Origin of the sequence: Sphingobium aquiterrae (genome assembly GCF_037154135.1) — a bacterium.
Lineage (GTDB): Bacteria > Pseudomonadota > Alphaproteobacteria > Sphingomonadales > Sphingomonadaceae > Sphingobium > Sphingobium aquiterrae.
The window spans coordinates 91,681-107,003 of the sequence record NZ_JBANFL010000015.1 but is presented as its reverse complement, the minus strand read 5'-3'; the positions used below and the strand labels follow the sequence as shown (position 1 = coordinate 107,003).

General features: G+C 66.8%; 18 protein-coding genes. 12 read left to right on the top strand and 6 right to left on the bottom strand.

What is annotated here, in order from left to right:
- The first annotated feature begins 105 nt into the window (after window positions 1-105).
- On the top strand, window positions 106-540 hold the full coding sequence (locus WFP78_RS16440; RefSeq protein ID WP_336964711.1) for a response regulator: 435 nt from the start codon (window positions 106-108) through the stop codon (window positions 538-540).
- Here the strand turns inward: WFP78_RS16440 and WFP78_RS16435 are convergent.
- From WFP78_RS16435 to WFP78_RS16425, 3 genes are all read right to left on the bottom strand, one after another.
- Window positions 485-2,041 carry a sensor histidine kinase gene (locus tag WFP78_RS16435; protein ID WP_336964709.1) on the bottom strand — a complete coding sequence of 519 codons (1,557 nt, stop codon included), beginning with the start codon at window positions 2,039-2,041 and terminating at the stop codon, window positions 485-487. The genes WFP78_RS16440 and WFP78_RS16435 overlap by 56 nt on opposite strands.
- A complete protein-coding gene (gene murA, locus WFP78_RS16430; protein ID WP_336964706.1) occupies window positions 2,034-3,317 on the bottom strand; it encodes a UDP-N-acetylglucosamine 1-carboxyvinyltransferase in 1,284 nt (427 codons plus the stop codon). Before murA ends, WFP78_RS16435 begins: the two co-directional genes overlap by 8 nt.
- 244 nt (window positions 3,318-3,561) lie before the next feature.
- Window positions 3,562-4,128 carry an HNH endonuclease gene (locus tag WFP78_RS16425; protein WP_336964703.1) on the bottom strand — a complete coding sequence of 189 codons (567 nt, stop codon included), beginning with the start codon at window positions 4,126-4,128 and terminating at the stop codon, window positions 3,562-3,564.
- Between the two features lie 92 nt (window positions 4,129-4,220).
- On the opposite strand from WFP78_RS16425, the gene gluQRS reads away from it, so the two are divergent.
- Genes gluQRS through WFP78_RS16410 form a run of 3 tightly spaced genes read left to right on the top strand, consistent with a single transcriptional unit; the run spans window position 4,221 to window position 5,950 of the window.
- A complete protein-coding gene (gene gluQRS, locus WFP78_RS16420) occupies window positions 4,221-5,111 on the top strand; it encodes a tRNA glutamyl-Q(34) synthetase GluQRS (protein ID WP_336964700.1) in 891 nt (296 codons plus the stop codon).
- Between the two features lie 9 nt (window positions 5,112-5,120).
- Window positions 5,121-5,354: a twin transmembrane helix small protein gene (locus WFP78_RS16415; RefSeq protein ID WP_336964698.1), complete on the top strand. Its 234-nt coding sequence runs from the start codon at window positions 5,121-5,123 to the stop codon at window positions 5,352-5,354.
- 26 nt (window positions 5,355-5,380) lie between these two features.
- Window positions 5,381-5,950: a cob(I)yrinic acid a,c-diamide adenosyltransferase gene (locus WFP78_RS16410; protein WP_336964695.1), complete on the top strand. Its 570-nt coding sequence runs from the start codon at window positions 5,381-5,383 to the stop codon at window positions 5,948-5,950.
- A 38-nt stretch (window positions 5,951-5,988) separates the two neighbouring features.
- Here the strand turns inward: WFP78_RS16410 and WFP78_RS16405 are convergent, their stop codons facing one another.
- Together WFP78_RS16405 and WFP78_RS16400 are read right to left on the bottom strand one after the other, a co-directional pair.
- A complete protein-coding gene (locus tag WFP78_RS16405) occupies window positions 5,989-7,056 on the bottom strand; it encodes a DUF1176 domain-containing protein (RefSeq protein ID WP_336964692.1) in 1,068 nt (355 codons plus the stop codon).
- A gap of 68 nt (window positions 7,057-7,124) precedes the next feature.
- Complete coding sequence (locus tag WFP78_RS16400) at window positions 7,125-8,354, bottom strand: NupC/NupG family nucleoside CNT transporter (RefSeq protein ID WP_336964689.1); 1,230 nt, start codon at window positions 8,352-8,354, stop codon at window positions 7,125-7,127.
- Window positions 8,355-8,735: 381 nt separating this feature from the next.
- Here WFP78_RS16400 and WFP78_RS16395 point away from each other — a divergent pair, with 381 nt between their 5' ends.
- The 8 genes from WFP78_RS16395 to WFP78_RS16360 all read left to right on the top strand — a co-directional run bounded on the left by WFP78_RS16395 (window position 8,736) and on the right by WFP78_RS16360 (window position 14,415).
- Window positions 8,736-9,794, top strand: coding sequence for an NAD(P)-dependent alcohol dehydrogenase (locus WFP78_RS16395; RefSeq protein WP_336964686.1), 1,059 nt, complete (start codon window positions 8,736-8,738; stop codon window positions 9,792-9,794).
- Window positions 9,795-9,867: 73 nt separating this feature from the next.
- Complete coding sequence (locus WFP78_RS16390; RefSeq protein ID WP_336964683.1) at window positions 9,868-10,509, top strand: queuosine precursor transporter; 642 nt, start codon at window positions 9,868-9,870, stop codon at window positions 10,507-10,509.
- Between the two features lie 38 nt (window positions 10,510-10,547).
- Window positions 10,548-11,453, top strand: coding sequence for an acetylglutamate kinase (gene argB, locus WFP78_RS16385; protein WP_336964680.1), 906 nt, complete (start codon window positions 10,548-10,550; stop codon window positions 11,451-11,453).
- A 122-nt stretch (window positions 11,454-11,575) separates the two neighbouring features.
- Complete coding sequence (locus WFP78_RS16380; RefSeq protein WP_336964677.1) at window positions 11,576-11,869, top strand: YggT family protein; 294 nt, start codon at window positions 11,576-11,578, stop codon at window positions 11,867-11,869.
- Entirely contained in the window at window positions 11,866-12,180 is a 315-nt protein-coding gene (locus tag WFP78_RS16375; protein ID WP_336964675.1) for a DUF167 family protein, read from the top strand. The genes WFP78_RS16380 and WFP78_RS16375 overlap by 4 nt, the downstream gene beginning before the upstream one ends.
- On the top strand, window positions 12,177-13,070 hold the full coding sequence (gene folD, locus WFP78_RS16370) for a bifunctional methylenetetrahydrofolate dehydrogenase/methenyltetrahydrofolate cyclohydrolase FolD (protein WP_336964673.1): 894 nt from the start codon (window positions 12,177-12,179) through the stop codon (window positions 13,068-13,070). The genes WFP78_RS16375 and folD overlap by 4 nt, the downstream gene beginning before the upstream one ends.
- The gene (locus tag WFP78_RS16365; protein WP_336964671.1) at window positions 13,067-13,801 is read left to right on the top strand and encodes a hypothetical protein; all 735 of its coding nucleotides are present in this window, start codon (window positions 13,067-13,069) and stop codon (window positions 13,799-13,801) included. Before folD ends, WFP78_RS16365 begins: the two co-directional genes overlap by 4 nt.
- Window positions 13,798-14,415, top strand: coding sequence for a MarC family protein (locus tag WFP78_RS16360; protein WP_336964668.1), 618 nt, complete (start codon window positions 13,798-13,800; stop codon window positions 14,413-14,415). The genes WFP78_RS16365 and WFP78_RS16360 overlap by 4 nt, the downstream gene beginning before the upstream one ends.
- Window positions 14,416-14,581: 166 nt before the next feature.
- On the opposite strand, the gene WFP78_RS16355 is transcribed toward WFP78_RS16360, so the two are convergent.
- Window positions 14,582-15,262, bottom strand: a complete 681-nt coding sequence (locus tag WFP78_RS16355) for a YiaD family glycine zipper/OmpA-like lipoprotein (RefSeq protein WP_336964666.1) — start codon at window positions 15,260-15,262, stop codon at window positions 14,582-14,584.
- Between the last annotated feature and the right edge of the window lie 61 nt (window positions 15,263-15,323).

The following is a 15,323-nucleotide window of genomic DNA, read 5'->3' as shown; positions in this document are numbered from 1 at the left end:
TGCCAAATGTGGCTAAATTGTCACATGAACCTTCATGGTCGCAAAGGCGGCGGAACCCGGTGCCTTCCCGTGCATTGTGGGATTCGCATCTGGGTGAAATCGAGAATGAAGAAGCGCGTACTCATTGTTGAAGACGAGATTTTCGTCGCTCTGGAAATCGAACATATCGTTCAGCTTGCAGGGCATGAGGTCTGCGGCATCGCGGCCGATTGCGCCGCGGCATTCGACGCCGCCGATTTTTGCGATATCGCCCTTGTCGACCTCAACCTGCGCGATGGCGCGACCGGGCCGCAGATCGGCCAGGCGCTTTCCGCGCGCGGCGTGCGGGTCATCTATGTGACGGCCAATCCCGCGCAGATCGGCGGCGCGTCGGTAGGGGCGCTGGGCGCGATCACCAAGCCGTTCCGCGATGTCACCATCCGCGACGCCCTGCGGCTGGCGGCCCAGGACGATCCCGATCCGGCGGCGGTCGAGATCGCCGGATTTACGCCGTTCCTTCCGTCTTTCGGCTCATGGCCCGGTCGGGGATATACAGCCTGACGGCAAGCCCGTCCGGCGCCCAGTCGCGTTCCACCCGGCCGCCAAGCTGCCGCTCGGCCGCCAGCGCCATCAGGCGGCTGCCAAAGCCCTGCTGGGTGGGCGCCTGGGCGATGGCGGGGCCGCCCTTTTCGCGCCAATCGATCACACACATGCCGTCGCGCCGGGCGATCTGGACGCCGACCTTGCCGTCGGCGTTGGAAAGCGCGCCATATTTCGCGGCATTGGTGGCCAGCTCGTGGAACAGCAGGGCGATCGGCGTTGCCGAGCGATCGTCGATCGGGCAATCCTCCCCCGTCAGCATGACCCGCGGCCTGCCTTGGGCAAGATAGGGCGAGAAAATCTGCCCCAGCAGGCCCTGAAGGCTGTTATGGGCCTGCGGGGATTGAGTCTCCGGAGATTGGTCCTGTCGGGAAAGGGCGTGCATGTTGTGCGGTCGCACATAGTCATGCGCGCGGCCCAGCGCCATCACCCGGTCGCGCAGATCCTCCGCCGCCTCGGCGATTTCCGGATGCTCGCGGGCGGAGATGCCGATCAGGCCGGCGATCACCGAAAAGATATTCTTGATGCGATGGCTCAGTTCATGCGCGACGATCTCGCGCTCTTCCATCGCGATCTTCTGTTCGTGGATATCGGTGCAGGTGCCGAACCAGCGCGTGATGGCGCCCTGTTCGTCGCGCACCGGCAATGCCCGCCCCAGCGTCCAGCGATATTGGCCGCTATGGTGCTTCAGCCGATATTCGATCTCATAGGGTTCGCCGGTTGCCAGCGAATGCCGCCAGAGCGCCCAGGCCTGTTCCCGGTCGTCTGGATGGAACATGGCGCTCCAGCCCTCGCCATCGGTCGATCCGGGGGATGCGCCCGTGAACTCATACCAGCGGGCGTTGAAATAGTCGTTATACCCGTCCGGCCGGGCGGACCAGACCATCTGCGGCATGGTGTCGGCAAGGATGCGGAAGCGGTTTTCGCTGTCGCTGAGGGCAAGCGCCTTCTGCGCCACCCGTTCGCGGGTTTCGCGGCCGATCCGCCGGCTCTGCAGGCGCATCATCACCTGTGCGGCGAGCACGGCCAGCCCCTCGGCCTGCAGCGGCGTCAGCCCTGCGCGCGGGCGATCGTCGATCACGCACAGCGCCCCAAGGGGGGCGCCCTCGTCCGAGACCAGCGGCGCGCCGGCATAGAAGCGGATATGGGGCGTGCCCGTCACCAGGGGGTTCGTCGCGAAGCGCCCGTCCTGGCGCGCGTCGGGGACGATGAAAAGCGCGGGCGCCGTCATCGCATGGGCGCAGAAGGAGAGCGGGAGCGGCGGCTCTGTGCCTTCCATGCCGATGCGCGACACAAAGCGCTGCCGGTCGATGTCCACGATATTGACGATGCAGATCGGCGCATCGCACAATCTGGCGGCAAAGCGGGTGATGTCGTCCAGCGCTTCGAATCCGCTGGCGTCGAGGTCATATCGGCTGAGGATCGCGGCCCGGTCGGTCTCGGTGCCGCGCCACTCAGCCATCGCCGATCCGTTCGATGTCCGCGCCCACGGCGGACAGCTTTTCCTCCAGCCGTTCATAACCGCGATCGAGATGGTAGACGCGCTGCACCTGCGTCTCGCCCTGCGCGGCAAGGCCGGCCAGCACCAGGCTCATGGAGGCGCGCAGGTCCGTCGCCATCACCGGCGCGCCGGTCAGCTTCTCCACGCCCCGGACGACCGCCGTGCGCCCGCTGACCGCGATATCCGCGCCCATGCGCGCCAGTTCGGGCACATGCATGTAGCGGTTTTCGAAGATCGTCTCAGTCAACACGCTCGCGCCGTCCGCCAGGGTCAGCATGGCCATGAACTGTGCCTGCATGTCCGTGGGAAAGGCCGGATAGGGCGCGGTGGAGATGGTCAGCGGCTTCAGCTTGCCATGCGCCTCGACCAATATGGCGTCTTTCTTCTGTTCGACATGCACGCCGGCCTCGCGCAGGGCGGTCAGGATGGCCAGCATGTCCCCGGCCTCGGCGCCGACCAGCTCCACCGAACCGCCGGTGATGGCGGCGGCGCAGGCATAGCTGCCCGCTTCGATGCGGTCGGGCATGACGCGATAGGTGGCGCCGTGCAGCCGGTCGCGGCCATGGATGACGAGCCGATCGGTGCCGATGCCCTCGATCTCCGCGCCCATGGCGACGAGCAGGCGGCACAGGTCCACGATCTCCGGCTCACGCGCGGCATTTTCCAATGTGCATGTGCCGCTCGCGAGGGCCGCGGCCATCACCGCATTCTCGGTCGCGCCCACCGACACCACCGGGAAGGCATAGGCGCCGCCGGGAAGGCCGCCGTCGGGCGCGGTCGCCTTCACATAGCCGGCGGCCAGTTCGATGGTGGCGCCGAACGCTTCCAGCGCCTTCAGGTGCAGGTCGATCGGGCGGTTGCCGATGGCGCAGCCGCCGGGCAGCGAGACGGTCGCCTCGCCGGCGCGCGCCAGCAGCGGGCCGAGCACCAGGATCGACGCGCGCATCTTGCGCACGATGTCATAGGGCGCCTCGGTGGAGGTGAGGCGGCCCGCCCGCATCGTCATCACCCGGCCGAAATCCTCGGGCCGGGCGCCCTCGATCATGGTCGATACGCCCAGCTGATTGAGCAGATGGCCGAAGCTGTCGACATCGGCGAGGCGCGGCAGGTTGCGCAGCGTCACCGGCTCGTCGGTCAGCAGCGCGCAGGGTAGCAGCGTCAGGGCTGCATTCTTCGCGCCGGAAATGGGAAGGCGGCCTTTGAGCGGGTTGCCCCCGCGGATGTGAATGCGGTCCATCCCGCCGCTTCTTAATGGCTATTGCGGCCCGCGCAAGGCGGCGTTTTCATCGAAAAAAATGCAGCCGCGCGATTTTTTCTAAGCGCTTGAGACAAAATTGGAATCCCGAAAGCCGATCGCGTTGCGCGATGCATGATCCTGCCAGAGGGCGCACGCGCCTCCTTGCCGCCGTGACGACACTGGCGCCCTGGAAGATGCCTGGCGTGCCAGGCAGGCGTTTCGCAGGGCGGCTCGGGCGTTGGGATCAGGCGAGCAGTTCGACATCCCAATAAAGCCAGTCGTGCCAGCTTTCGTGCAGATAGCCGGGCGGGAAGGCGCGACCATGTTCCTGCAACTGCCAGCTGGTCGGGCGGATCGGCTGGACGTGCAGCTGCATATGCGCTTCCTTCGGCGTCCGTCCGCCCTTGCGCAGGTTGCAGGGGGAACAGGCGGTCGCGACATTTTCCCATGTCGTGCGGCCGCCGGCGCGGCGCGGCACGACATGGTCGAAGGTCAGGTCGTTTGGCGATCCGCAATATTGGCAGGCGAAGCGATCGCGCAGGAACAGGTTGAAGCGGGTGAAGGCCGGATGTTCCGACGGCTTCACATATTGCTTCAGCGCGATCACCGACGGGATCTTCATCTGCAGGCTGGGTGAGTGGACTTCGCGGTCGTAATTGGCGACGATGTCCACCCGGTCGAGGAAGACCGCCTTGATCGCCGTCTGCCATGGCCACAGGCTCAACGGATAATAGCTGAGCGGCGTGTAATCGGCATTCAGAACCAGCGCCGGGCAATTTTCCGGGTGCCGGATGATATCGGGATGATACATAGATTGCTCTACCCCCTGACTGCCCCGCTGATCGGCGATAAGCGTGACACCTGCATGACAGCACCAACAGATCATCGTCGTCAAGAGTCGGTATGACGCAACATGCCTTCCCACAGCATATTGTGACGCGTTTCGCGCCCAGCCCGACCGGCCGGCTGCATATCGGCCATGGCTGGTCGGCGCTGATGGCGATGGACGCGGCCCGCGCCGCCGGCGGCCTGTTTCGCCTGCGCATCGAGGATATCGACGGCGCGCGCAGCCGGCCGGAGCATATGGAAGGCATTGTGACCGATCTTGCCTGGCTGGGCGTCGCCTGGGACGGGCCGGTGGTCATCCAGTCGCAACGGCTTGGCCTGTATGCGGCGGCGCTGGACCGGCTGCGGGCGATGGACCTGCTCTATCCCTGCTTCTGCACGCGGGCGGACATCGCGGCGGAGATCGTCGCCAGCGCCTCTGCCCCGCATGGGCCGGATGGGGCGCTCTACCCCGGCACCTGCCGCGCGCTGTCGCTGCAGGAGCGCGCCGCAAGGATGGCGCATGAGCCCCATGCATGGCGGATCGACATGGCCCGTGCCGCCGATCTTGCCGGACCGCTGGCCTGGGTGGACGAGCGGCGCGGCGTCATCGCCGCCGATCCGCGCGCGGCGGGCGATGTCGTGCTCGCGCGCAAGGATGCGCCGGTCAGCTATCATCTCGCCGCGACCGTGGACGATGCGGACATGGGCATCACGCTTGTCCTGCGTGGCGATGACCTGCTGGCGGCGACGCATGTCCACCGGTTGCTGCAGGCGCTGCTCGATCTGCCGACGCCACGCTATCGGCACCATCCGCTGCTGCTCGGGCCGGACGGCCGGCGGCTCGCCAAACGGACCGGCGGGATCGCGCTGGCGGCCATGCGCGACGCGGGCGTCGATCCCATGGTGCTGGCGGCCGATCTGCGCCGCGGACGCTTTCCGGTTGGCATCTCGCTCGCAGGGGCCTAGATTGCCGTCATGAACACTTTCCTTGTCCTGTGCATCATCGCTGCCGGCATCGCGACCGTGGTCGCGCTGATCCGTGGGATCGTCACCTTCCTCAGGACGACCGAGGAAGATTTGAAATCCGGCACCGGCCCCAGCGCGTCCAGCCTGAAGCAGAACCGGATGATGTTCGCCCGCGTCGGCTTTCAGGCGGCGGCGATAATGCTGATCGCGCTGCTTCTGCTGATGAATGGCGGCAGCCAGTAAGACTCCCCCCCTGTAAGGTTTGCGCCTTGGTCAAGCTCAACAAGATCTACACCCGCACCGGCGACGGCGGCACCACCGGCCTTGTCGACGGATCGCGCATCGCCAAGCATGATCCGCGCATGCAGGCGGTGGGCGATGTGGATGAGGCGAACAGCGGCATCGGCCTGGCCGTCGCGGCGCTGGGCGACATGCCCGAAGCGGCGATGCTGCGCATGATCCAGAACGACCTGTTCGATCTGGGCGCGGACCTTGCGACGCCGATCGGCGATGGCGAGGAGCCCGCCTGGGCGCTGCGCATCGTGGAAAGCCAGGTCGCGCGGCTGGAGCAGGAGATCGACGCGATGAACGCGGAACTCTCGCCGCTGGACAGCTTCATCCTGCCGGGCGGCTCGCCTGCCGCCGCCGCCGTGCATCTGGCCCGCGCCGTCGCGCGCAGGGCCGAGCGCAGCGCCACGGCGGCCGCGGCGACCGCGCGCCTCAATCCGCAGGCGCTGGCCTATATCAACCGATTGTCCGACCATCTGTTCGTGCTGGCGCGGCGGCTCAACGGCAATGGCGCGGCCGATATCAAATGGGTGCCGGGCGCCTCGCGCTGACCAACGCCCCGTGCGCCAGGATCACTCTGTGCGTGGGATCATTTCGCCGGTACGACCTTCGCCTGCCACAGCGTCAGCCAGTGCCATGCGCCGCGGCATTCGCCCATGGCGGTGGCTTCGGTGAGGCGGAACATGGCGCCATCCCACATATAGGTTTCGGCGCTGCCGCAATCGCCGAGGCCCCGGCCCTTGGCATAGCTCGACAGTTCGGCGGTCGCCTCGTTCCAGCCGGCATTGACCAGCATGGGTTCGCTGGCATTCTCGCTCCAGCCCGGCTGATAGTCGAAGCGGGCGAAGGCGAATGTCCGGCGGCCGGGCGCGCCGGTGGCGATCAGCGGCACGCTGGAAAAATTATAGGCGCCCGCGCCGCAGGGGACGAGCACGAGCGCGCGTTCATGGCCGAGCGGGTGGATCTCGACGTCCCGGTCCTCCATCTCGTCGGTGCAGCCGGAAATCCTGCCCGCGCTCGCCAGTTCCTGACGCCAGAGCGAGACCGCCTTGGCGGCCGCCAGGGCGGGCCGGCGCAGGACGGGCAGGGCAGGGGCGGCCTTCACCGCCTGCGCGGGCAGCGGGCCGGTGGCGACAAGGGCAGTGATCGTGCCCGCACGCCCCTGCTGCGCATCGAGATAGCGGAAAGCCGCCGCCGCGCCGGCAAGCGAGGGCTTGCCGATTAGCCGCGCGCCCTGTTTCACCTCCAGCACCGTGCCCCGCGCGATGGCGGCGGCCAGGGCGCTCGCCTGCGGGCCTTCGATGCGCAACTCGCCCCGCGTCATCGGCGCGCTCATGGCCTTGCGGCCGTCCACGATGAAATCCAGCGTGCCCGACAGGCTTTCGTCATTGGTGCTGGTCCAGAGGAAAGGCCGGGCCGCTGGCCCCGCGTCGCGCCGGAGGCCGATCATCAAGGCGGTGTCGGACGGGTCGCCCTGTTCGGGGATCAGCGATACGGTCTCGCAGCCATTGCCGTTGTCGCAGCCGATGGTCCAGTCCCTGTAAGTCTGGAGCTTGCCCGGCACGGGCGCCGGCATGGGGGCCGTGGGCGATGTCGCTGCGGCGTGGGCGGATGGCGCGAGCGCCAATATCGCCATCGCGCAAATCCTTGTCATCATGCGGTCGGTCCCCCTTTGACGGCGCAATTACTCCATAACGGAGTGATCGAACAGGGGGAGAAAGACGCCTAGATGCTGAGCATCAGGCCGGCGAGCGCCGCGCTCATCAGATTGGCAAGGCTGCCCGCGACCAGCGCCTTCAGGCCAAGGCGGGCGATCACCGGCCGCTGGTTGGGCGCCAGATTGCCCGTCACCGCCATCTGGATGGCGATCGACGAGAAGTTCGCGAAACCGCACAGCGCAAAGGTGACGACGGCGACCGTGGTGGACGACAGCCCCGCCTGTTCCTTGCCCAGTTCGATATAGGCGACGAATTCGTTGAGCACGATCTTCGTGCCGAACAGGCCGCCGGCCTGCCCCGCTTCATGCCAGGGGATGTTGAGCAGGTACATGACCGGGGCGAACAGCCAGCCGATGATCGTCTGGAAGCTGAGGCCCTGCAGGCCGAACCAGCTGCCGACGCCGCCCAATATGCCGTTCGCCAGCGCCACCAGCGCGACGAAGGCCAGCACCATCGCGCCGACCGCCACCGCCAGCTTGACGCCGGTCTGCGCGCCCTGGGAGGCGGCCATGATCAGGTTCGCGGGCTTCTCCTCGTCATGCGCGTCGGGCAGGATGACGGGCTCGATCTCCGGATCGTCGGGATTGTCGGGCATCATGATCTTGGCCATCAGGATGCCGCCGGGCGCGGCCATGAAGCTCGCCGCCAGCAGATAGTCGATCTTGATGCCCATGGAGGCATAGGCGGCCAGGATGGTGCCCGCGACGCCTGCCATGCCGCTGGTCATCACCAGGAACAGCTGCGCCGGCGTCAGGCTGGCGAGATAGGGGCGGATGACGAGCGGGCTTTCGCTCTGGCCCACGAAGATGTTGGCGGCGGCGCAGAGCGATTCGACCTTCGACACGCCCGTCACCGCCTGGATGGCGCCGCCCACCCATTTCACGATCAGCTGCATGATGCCCAGATGGTAGAGGATGGAGACGAGCGCGGCGAAGAAGATGATGACCGGCAGGGCCGCGATGGCAAAGCTCGCGCCGCCGATTTCCGGCCTCGCCAGCGGGCCGAAGATGAAGTTCGTGCCCGCCTGCGCATAGCCCAGCAGATTGGCGACTCCGCGCGACATGGTGGCGATCACCGCCTTGCCCGCGGGCACATAGAGCACCAGCAGCGCGATGCCCGCCTGCAGCGCAAAGGCGGCGCCCACCACGCGCGGCCGGATGGCGCGGCGATTGGAGGACAGGGCAAAGGCAATGGCAAGGATCAGCAGGATGCCGGCAAGGCCGATCAGCAACTTCATGGCGTACTTTCTTGGACATGCCGGTCCCCCCGGCCCAATTGGCCAATCTATACACGCGATGCGGGGGGCCGCTAGGGCCGATCGACATTGCGCCCATGCCGGCCCGCAAAACGCGCCGTCCCGTGCCATGGCGCGCGAAAGACATGTCGTTGCCCTATGTCTGCCCCTGTTCCGGCGCCTGTTCCGGCGCCACCTGGACTGGAGGACGGTCGGCTGACCGGGACTGCGCCGCACCATCGCCGCAGTGCCGTATCGGCGCAAAATATGCTGCAACGCCCCTTGATATTTGCTGCGGCGCACCCAGATTTCCGACGGCGCCGTCGCACCCCCTCTCAGCGGCGGCGCCTTCCAACATTTTTGACCTTTCCAATGGAGGCCCCCATGACGACAGCCCATGGCTATGCCGCGCCTGCCGGCGACAAACCGTTCGCCCCCTTCACCTTCGAACGTCGTGCGCCGCGCGCCAATGACGTCGCCATCGACATCCTGCATTGCGGGGTCTGTCATTCCGACCTCCACACCGCCCGCAGCGAATGGGACGGCACGCTCTATCCCTGTGTCCCGGGCCATGAAATCGTCGGTCGCGTGCGCGCCGTCGGCGCCGATGTGACCGGATTCGCCGTGGGCGATCTGGTGGGCGTGGGCTGCCTGGTCGACAGCTGCCAGCAGTGCAGCGCCTGCGACGAGGGACTGGAGCAATATTGCGAGAACGGCTTCGTCGGCACCTATAACAGCCCCGATCCGGACTATGGCTACACCTTTGGCGGCTATTCCGACCATATCGTGGTGCGCGAGGAATTCGTGCTCAAGGTCCGTCATGACGAGAAGGATCTGGCCGCCGTCGCGCCGCTGCTGTGCGCGGGCATCACCACCTGGTCGCCGCTGCGCCACTGGAAGGTCGGGCCGGGCATGAAGGTCGGCATCGTCGGCATCGGCGGGCTTGGCCATATGGGTGTGAAGCTGGCCCATGCGCTGGGCGCGCATGTCGTCGCCTTCACCACCTCCGAATCCAAGCGTCAGGATGCGCATGATCTGGGTGCGGACGAGGTGGTCGTCTCCCGCAACGAGGCCGAGATGGCGGCGCATGCCAACAGCTTCGATTTCATCCTGAACACGGTTGCGGCGAGCCATGATCTGGACGCATTCGTTACGCTGCTGAAGCGTGACGGCACGATGACGCTGGTGGGCGTGCCCGAGCATGCGCATCCCAGCCCGACCGTGGCCAACCTGATCTTCCGTCGCAAGGCGATCGCCGGTTCCCTGATCGGCGGCATCGCCGAAACCCAGGAAATGCTCGATTTCTGCGCCGAGCACGGCATCCTGTCGGAGATCGAGGCGATCCCGATGGACGGGATCGAAACCGCCTATGCGCGGATGCTGAAGAGCGACGTCAAATATCGCTTCGTCATCGACATGGCGACGCTGGACAAGGCGGCCTGAGGCTGCCCTGCGGGAAGGGGCGGCGGTTTTGCCGCCCCTTCCCAGCCCATAAAAAAGGCGATAAGCCCGGCGGATGACAGCTTCTGCCTCGCCGGCGCCCGGCATTCCCCGCTCTCTTTTCGTCTTCTCGGTGCTGTACGGCGGCATGGTGTGCATCGCCGGCGTGCTGGGCGTGAAGCAGGTGGCGCTGGGGCCGCTGGCGGTGGAAGCGGGCATCTTCGCCTTCCTGCTGCTGGTCGTCATCTCCAGCGCCATGGCGGAACTGCACGGGCAGAAGGTAGCGACCGCGCTGGTGCGGCTGGGCTTCATCCCGCTCATCGTCTCCGCCGCGCTCATCCGGCTGGTGATCGCGCTGCCGCACGATCCGGGCATGTATCCCCCCGCCATCGAAGCCTTCCCCGTCGTCGTCGGGCAGGGCGCGCGGATGATGATCGCGGGCCTCATCTCCTACGGCATTTCCCAGACGCTCAACGTGCTCATCTTCTCCCGCCTGTCGCAGGGGAAAGGCAGGCTCGTCTGGCTGCGCGGCATGATCGCCAGCGTCGTGTCGCAGATCGTGGACACGGTGCTGTTCATCACCATCTCCTTCTATGGCGAGCGCCCGATTCTGGAACTGATGGCCGGGCAGATGCTGACCAAGGTGGTGCTGTCGATCGTGCTGGTGCCGCTGCTCATCACCGGCTGCATCGCCATCGGCCGTCGACTGGATCGCTAACTTGCGATGACAGCCGGTTGGCCCTATGGGCGCAGCCCATGACCAGCAAGCACGATCCCGACCCCGCCCTGCTCGCCAAGGCAGAGACCCTGACAGAGGCGCTGCCCTATATGCAGCGCTATGCGGGCAAGACCTTCGTCGTCAAATATGGCGGCCACGCCATGGGCGATCCGGAGGCGGCGCGCGATTTCGCCGAGGATGTCGTGCTGATGAAGGCGGTGGGCATCAACGTCATCGTCGTGCATGGCGGCGGGCCGCAGATCGGCGCGATGCTCAAGAAGCTGGGCGTCGAATCGCGGTTCGTGAACGGCCTGCGCGTGACCGATGCGGAAACCGCGCAGATCGCCGAAATGGTGCTGGCCGGTTCCATCAACAAGGAAATCGTCGGTTGGATCGCGGGGGCCGGCGGCCGGGCCGTGGGCATTTCCGGCAAGGATGGCGGCCTTGTGATCTGCGAGAAGGTGGGCGGATCGCGCGCGCCGGACCCCAATTCGGGGATCGAGCGCCATGTCGACCTGGGTTTCGTGGGCGATCCGGTGCAGGTGGACCGGCGCATCCTCGACAGCCTGTCGAAGGACGGCATCATTCCGGTGGTCGCCCCCGTCGGCATCGGGGCGGACGGCCACACCTATAATATCAATGCCGACACCATGGCCGGCGCGATCGCGTCCGAACTCAAGGCGTCGCGCTTCTTCCTGCTGACGGACGTGCCGGGCGTGCTCGACAAGCAGGGGCAGTTGCTCACCGATCTCGATCCGGCGGCGATCCATGGCCTGCGGGACGATGGCACGATCAGCGGCGGCATGATCCCCAAGCTGGAAACCTGCGTGAAGGCGGTGGAAGGCGGCGTCGACGCCGCGGTCATCCTGGACGGGCGCGTGCCGCACGCCATGCTGCTGGAAGTCTTCACCGATCGCGGCGCGGGCACGCTGGTCCGGCGCTGAAACGGTTGTCCGAAGCGGTTGTCCGTCGAACCGGCTGTGTCATTGACAGGATAAGCCGCGCACCCAGCTTGTGGGGCGGGCACTGCCTCGGCTAAGCATTATGAAAGCTATTTGGAGACTGCATGGCCTACGCGCTCTATCAGATCATCGTCATCCTGCTGGACGTGCTGTGGTGGATCATCATCATCCAGGCGGTGCTCAGCTGGCTGATCGCCTTCAACGTGATCAACACCAGCAATGATTTCATCCGCACGATCATGGTCGCGCTCGACCGGATGACACAGCCGATCTACGCGCCGATCCGCCGGATCATGCCGGATCTGGGCGCGCTGGACCTCTCGCCCATGGTCGTGCTGCTGCTGATCGCCATCGTCCGCCAGGCGATCCTGCCGCCGCTGTTCATGTCGATGATGTGAGTTGCTGGCGGGCGGATGGCGAGGCGCTTCTGCTCTCGGTCCGCCTGACGCCGCGCAGCGCGCGGGAAGGCGTCGGCGGGGTGTGGACCGATGAAAAGGGTGCGCTCTGGCTGAAGGCGCAGGTGCGCGCGGTGCCGGAAAAGGGCCGCGCCAACGATGCGTTGATCGCGCTGCTGGCAAAGACGCTCGGCGTGCCGCCACGGGCGATTTCACTGGCGGCAGGGGACAGCAACCGGCTAAAGCGGTTGCGGATCATGGGGCCATGCACGGCGCTGGCCGAGACAATCGAAACACTCGCGGGACTGCAATGACAATCGGCAAGATCATCGACGGCAAGGGATATGCGACGGGGCTGCGCATGCAGGTGGCGGACGGCGTCGCCGCCTTTGCCCGGAAGCTGGGCCGCCGCCCCGGCCTTGCCGTGGTGCTGGTGGGCGAAGACCCGGCCAGCGCCGTCTATGTGCGCAACAAGGGGCGCATGACGGTCGAAGTCGGCATGGAGAGCTTCGAATTCCGTCGCCCCGCCGGCATGGGGCAGGAAGACCTGCTCGACCTGATCGAGGAACTGAACGCCGACGGGCGGGTGGACGGCATCCTCGTCCAGCTGCCGCTGCCCGGCCATATCGACGAGGCGGCGGTGATCGCGGCGATCGACCCGGCCAAGGATGTCGATGGCTTCCATGTCGTCAACAGCGGCAAGCTGGCGGTGGGCGCGCCGGGCATGGTCCCTTGCACGCCGCTCGGCTGCCTGATGCTGCTGAAGGATGAGCTGGGCGACCTGTCGGGGCTGGAGGCGGTCGTCATCGGCCGCTCGAACATCGTGGGCAAGCCGATGGCGCAGCTGCTGCTCGCCGAAAGCTGCACCGTCACCATCGCGCACAGCCGCACGCGCGATCTCGCATCCGTGGTGCATCGCGCCGACATCGTCGTCGCGGCGGTGGGCCGGCCGGAGATGGTGCGCGGCGAATGGATCAAACCGGGCGCGACGGTGATCGACGTCGGCATCAATCGCGTGCCGGCCGAGGAGCCGGGCAAGAGCCGGATCGTCGGCGACGTTGCCACGGCAGAGGCGATCAGCCATGCGCGTGCCATCACGCCGGTGCCCGGTGGCGTCGGCCCGATGACGATTGCGGTGCTGCTGCGCAACACATTGGTCGCGGCGCACATGCGTGCCGGTCTCCCCGCACCCGAGGGGTTGTGAAGGGCGCCGCGCCCGCACTCTGCCTTGGCGCGATGACGGCGGCGATATTCGCCGCGCCCGTCGCTCTTGCCCGGCGCGCGCCGGTCGACGTCGCGCCCAATCCCAGCGCGGTGATCGCCGCCGAACTTGCCTTCGCGCGGGCGGCGCAGGAGCGCGGGCAATGGACCGCCTTTCGCGAGGCCGCCACCAAGGACGCGGTGATGTATGTGCCGCAACAGGTGAGCGCGCAGGTTTGGCTCAAGGAGCGCAAGGACCCGCCGGCCGCCGTCAGGTGGCAACCCTTCATCGCCTATGTCTCCTGCGACGGCACCACCGGCGTGACGACGGGCGCATGGCAGCGACCCGATGGCACCCAGGGCTATTTCACCACCGTCTGGCGGCGCGATCCCAAGCGCGGGTGGCAATGGATACTGGATCATGGCGACGCGCTGAAGGCACCGCGCCCGGCGCCCGAAATGCTGACCGGCAAGGTCGCGACCTGCCCGCCGCGCGGACGGCGCGGGCCGGGCGGCGAGGGCGTTCCGCCGCCACAACCATCCAGCAGCCCGCAGGAACGGCATGGGCCGGCAGCGCAGGCCGTGCCGACACCGGGCGAGGGGCACTCGCCGGACGGGACGCTCAGCTGGAAGATGACGGTCGCGCCCGATCTGTCGCGCCAGCTGGTCGTGCGCATGCGCCAGGGGGAGGGGGAGGTCGTCATCCTCACCGACAACGTGGGCGCGCCGTCATGATGGCGCTGTTCATCTCCGCCTTCGTCACGCTGTTCGTCGTGATCGACCCGCCCGGCTGCGCGCCGATCTATGCCAGCATCACCACCGGCGCGAGCGCGGAGCAGCGGCGTTCGATGGCGCTGCGTGCCGTCGGCATCGCCACGGCCATCCTCATCGTCTTCGCGCTGTGGGGCAAGCAGCTGCTGGGGGCGCTGGGCATTCAGCTCGACAGTTTCCGGATCGCGGGCGGCATCATGCTGTTCCTGATCGCGATGGACATGGTGTTCGAAAAGCGCACGGAACGCCGCGAGGAACGCGCGCAGAAGATCGCGGAGACGCCCGAGGTGGAGGATGTCTCCGTCTTCCCCATGGCGATGCCGATGATCGCGGGGCCGGGCTCCATCGCCACCGTCATGCTGCTGATGGCGCGCGCCGATGGCCTGCAGGAGCGGCTGGCGGTGATGGCCGCCATGGCCACCGTGCTCGTGCTGATGCTCGGGGCGCTGCTGGCCGCCGGGCCGCTGATGAACCTGCTCGGCAAGAAGATCGAGGCGGTGATCACCCGGCTGCTCGGCGTGCTGCTCGCGGCGCTTGCCGCCCAGTTCGTGATCGACGGGCTGAAGGCGAGCTTCTAGAGCATCGCCTATTGAACCTGATCCGGGGGCGAACGGGGAGAAGGTGATTCACATTTGCTGCACCCCAGGGCGGTGAATGATGAGATGGAATCGCTCACCGCCCCGATTGTCTTTTGTTTTCCGTATTCTGCGAGCCGTCGGCTGTACCAGCCGACTTCATAATGCTTCAGCTGCGCACGTCGCCTTCCGTGATCGGCACGATCTTGATTTCGACGCGGCGGTTCTGCGCCTTGCCCTCGGCTGTCGTGTTGGATGCGATTGGCTGGGTTTCGCCAAAGCCGCGCGTGGCGATGCGGGCGGACTGCACGCCATGGCTGCTCAGATAATTGGCGACCGATTGCGCGCGCCGTTCCGACAGGCCTTGATTATAGGCGTCGCTGCCGTCGCTGTCGGTGTGGCCGTACACGTCGATATAGGTCTTGGGATATTGCGACAGGGTTGAAGCGACCTCGTTCAGCGTCGGCTGGAACTGGGGCTGCACACTGGCATCGTCATAGGCGAAGGTGATGCCCGAAGGCATGCGCAGCAGCAGGTTGTCGCCCTCGCGGATCACGTCGACGCCGCTGCCGGCGGTCTGCTCGCGCAGCTTGCGTTCCTGTGCGTCCATGTAGGAACCGATGCCCGCGCCGGCGACGGCGCCGATGCCCGCGCCCAGGATCTTTTCCGTGCGGTCATGCCGGCCGCCCACCAGGTCGCCCAGCAGATATCCGCCCAGCGCACCGCCGATGCCGCCGATCGCGGCCTTCGACATGCGGCGCTCGCCCGTCTGCGGATCGGTGGTGCAGGCGGTGGTGGCGAGCATCGCCGTCAGCCCTGCGGCGCAGATCAGTTTGCGTGCGGTATTCATCGATAATCTCCCTTGCCTTGTACCCAAATGCCCCTGGGCGCGGTCGGGCCGCACCCGATGG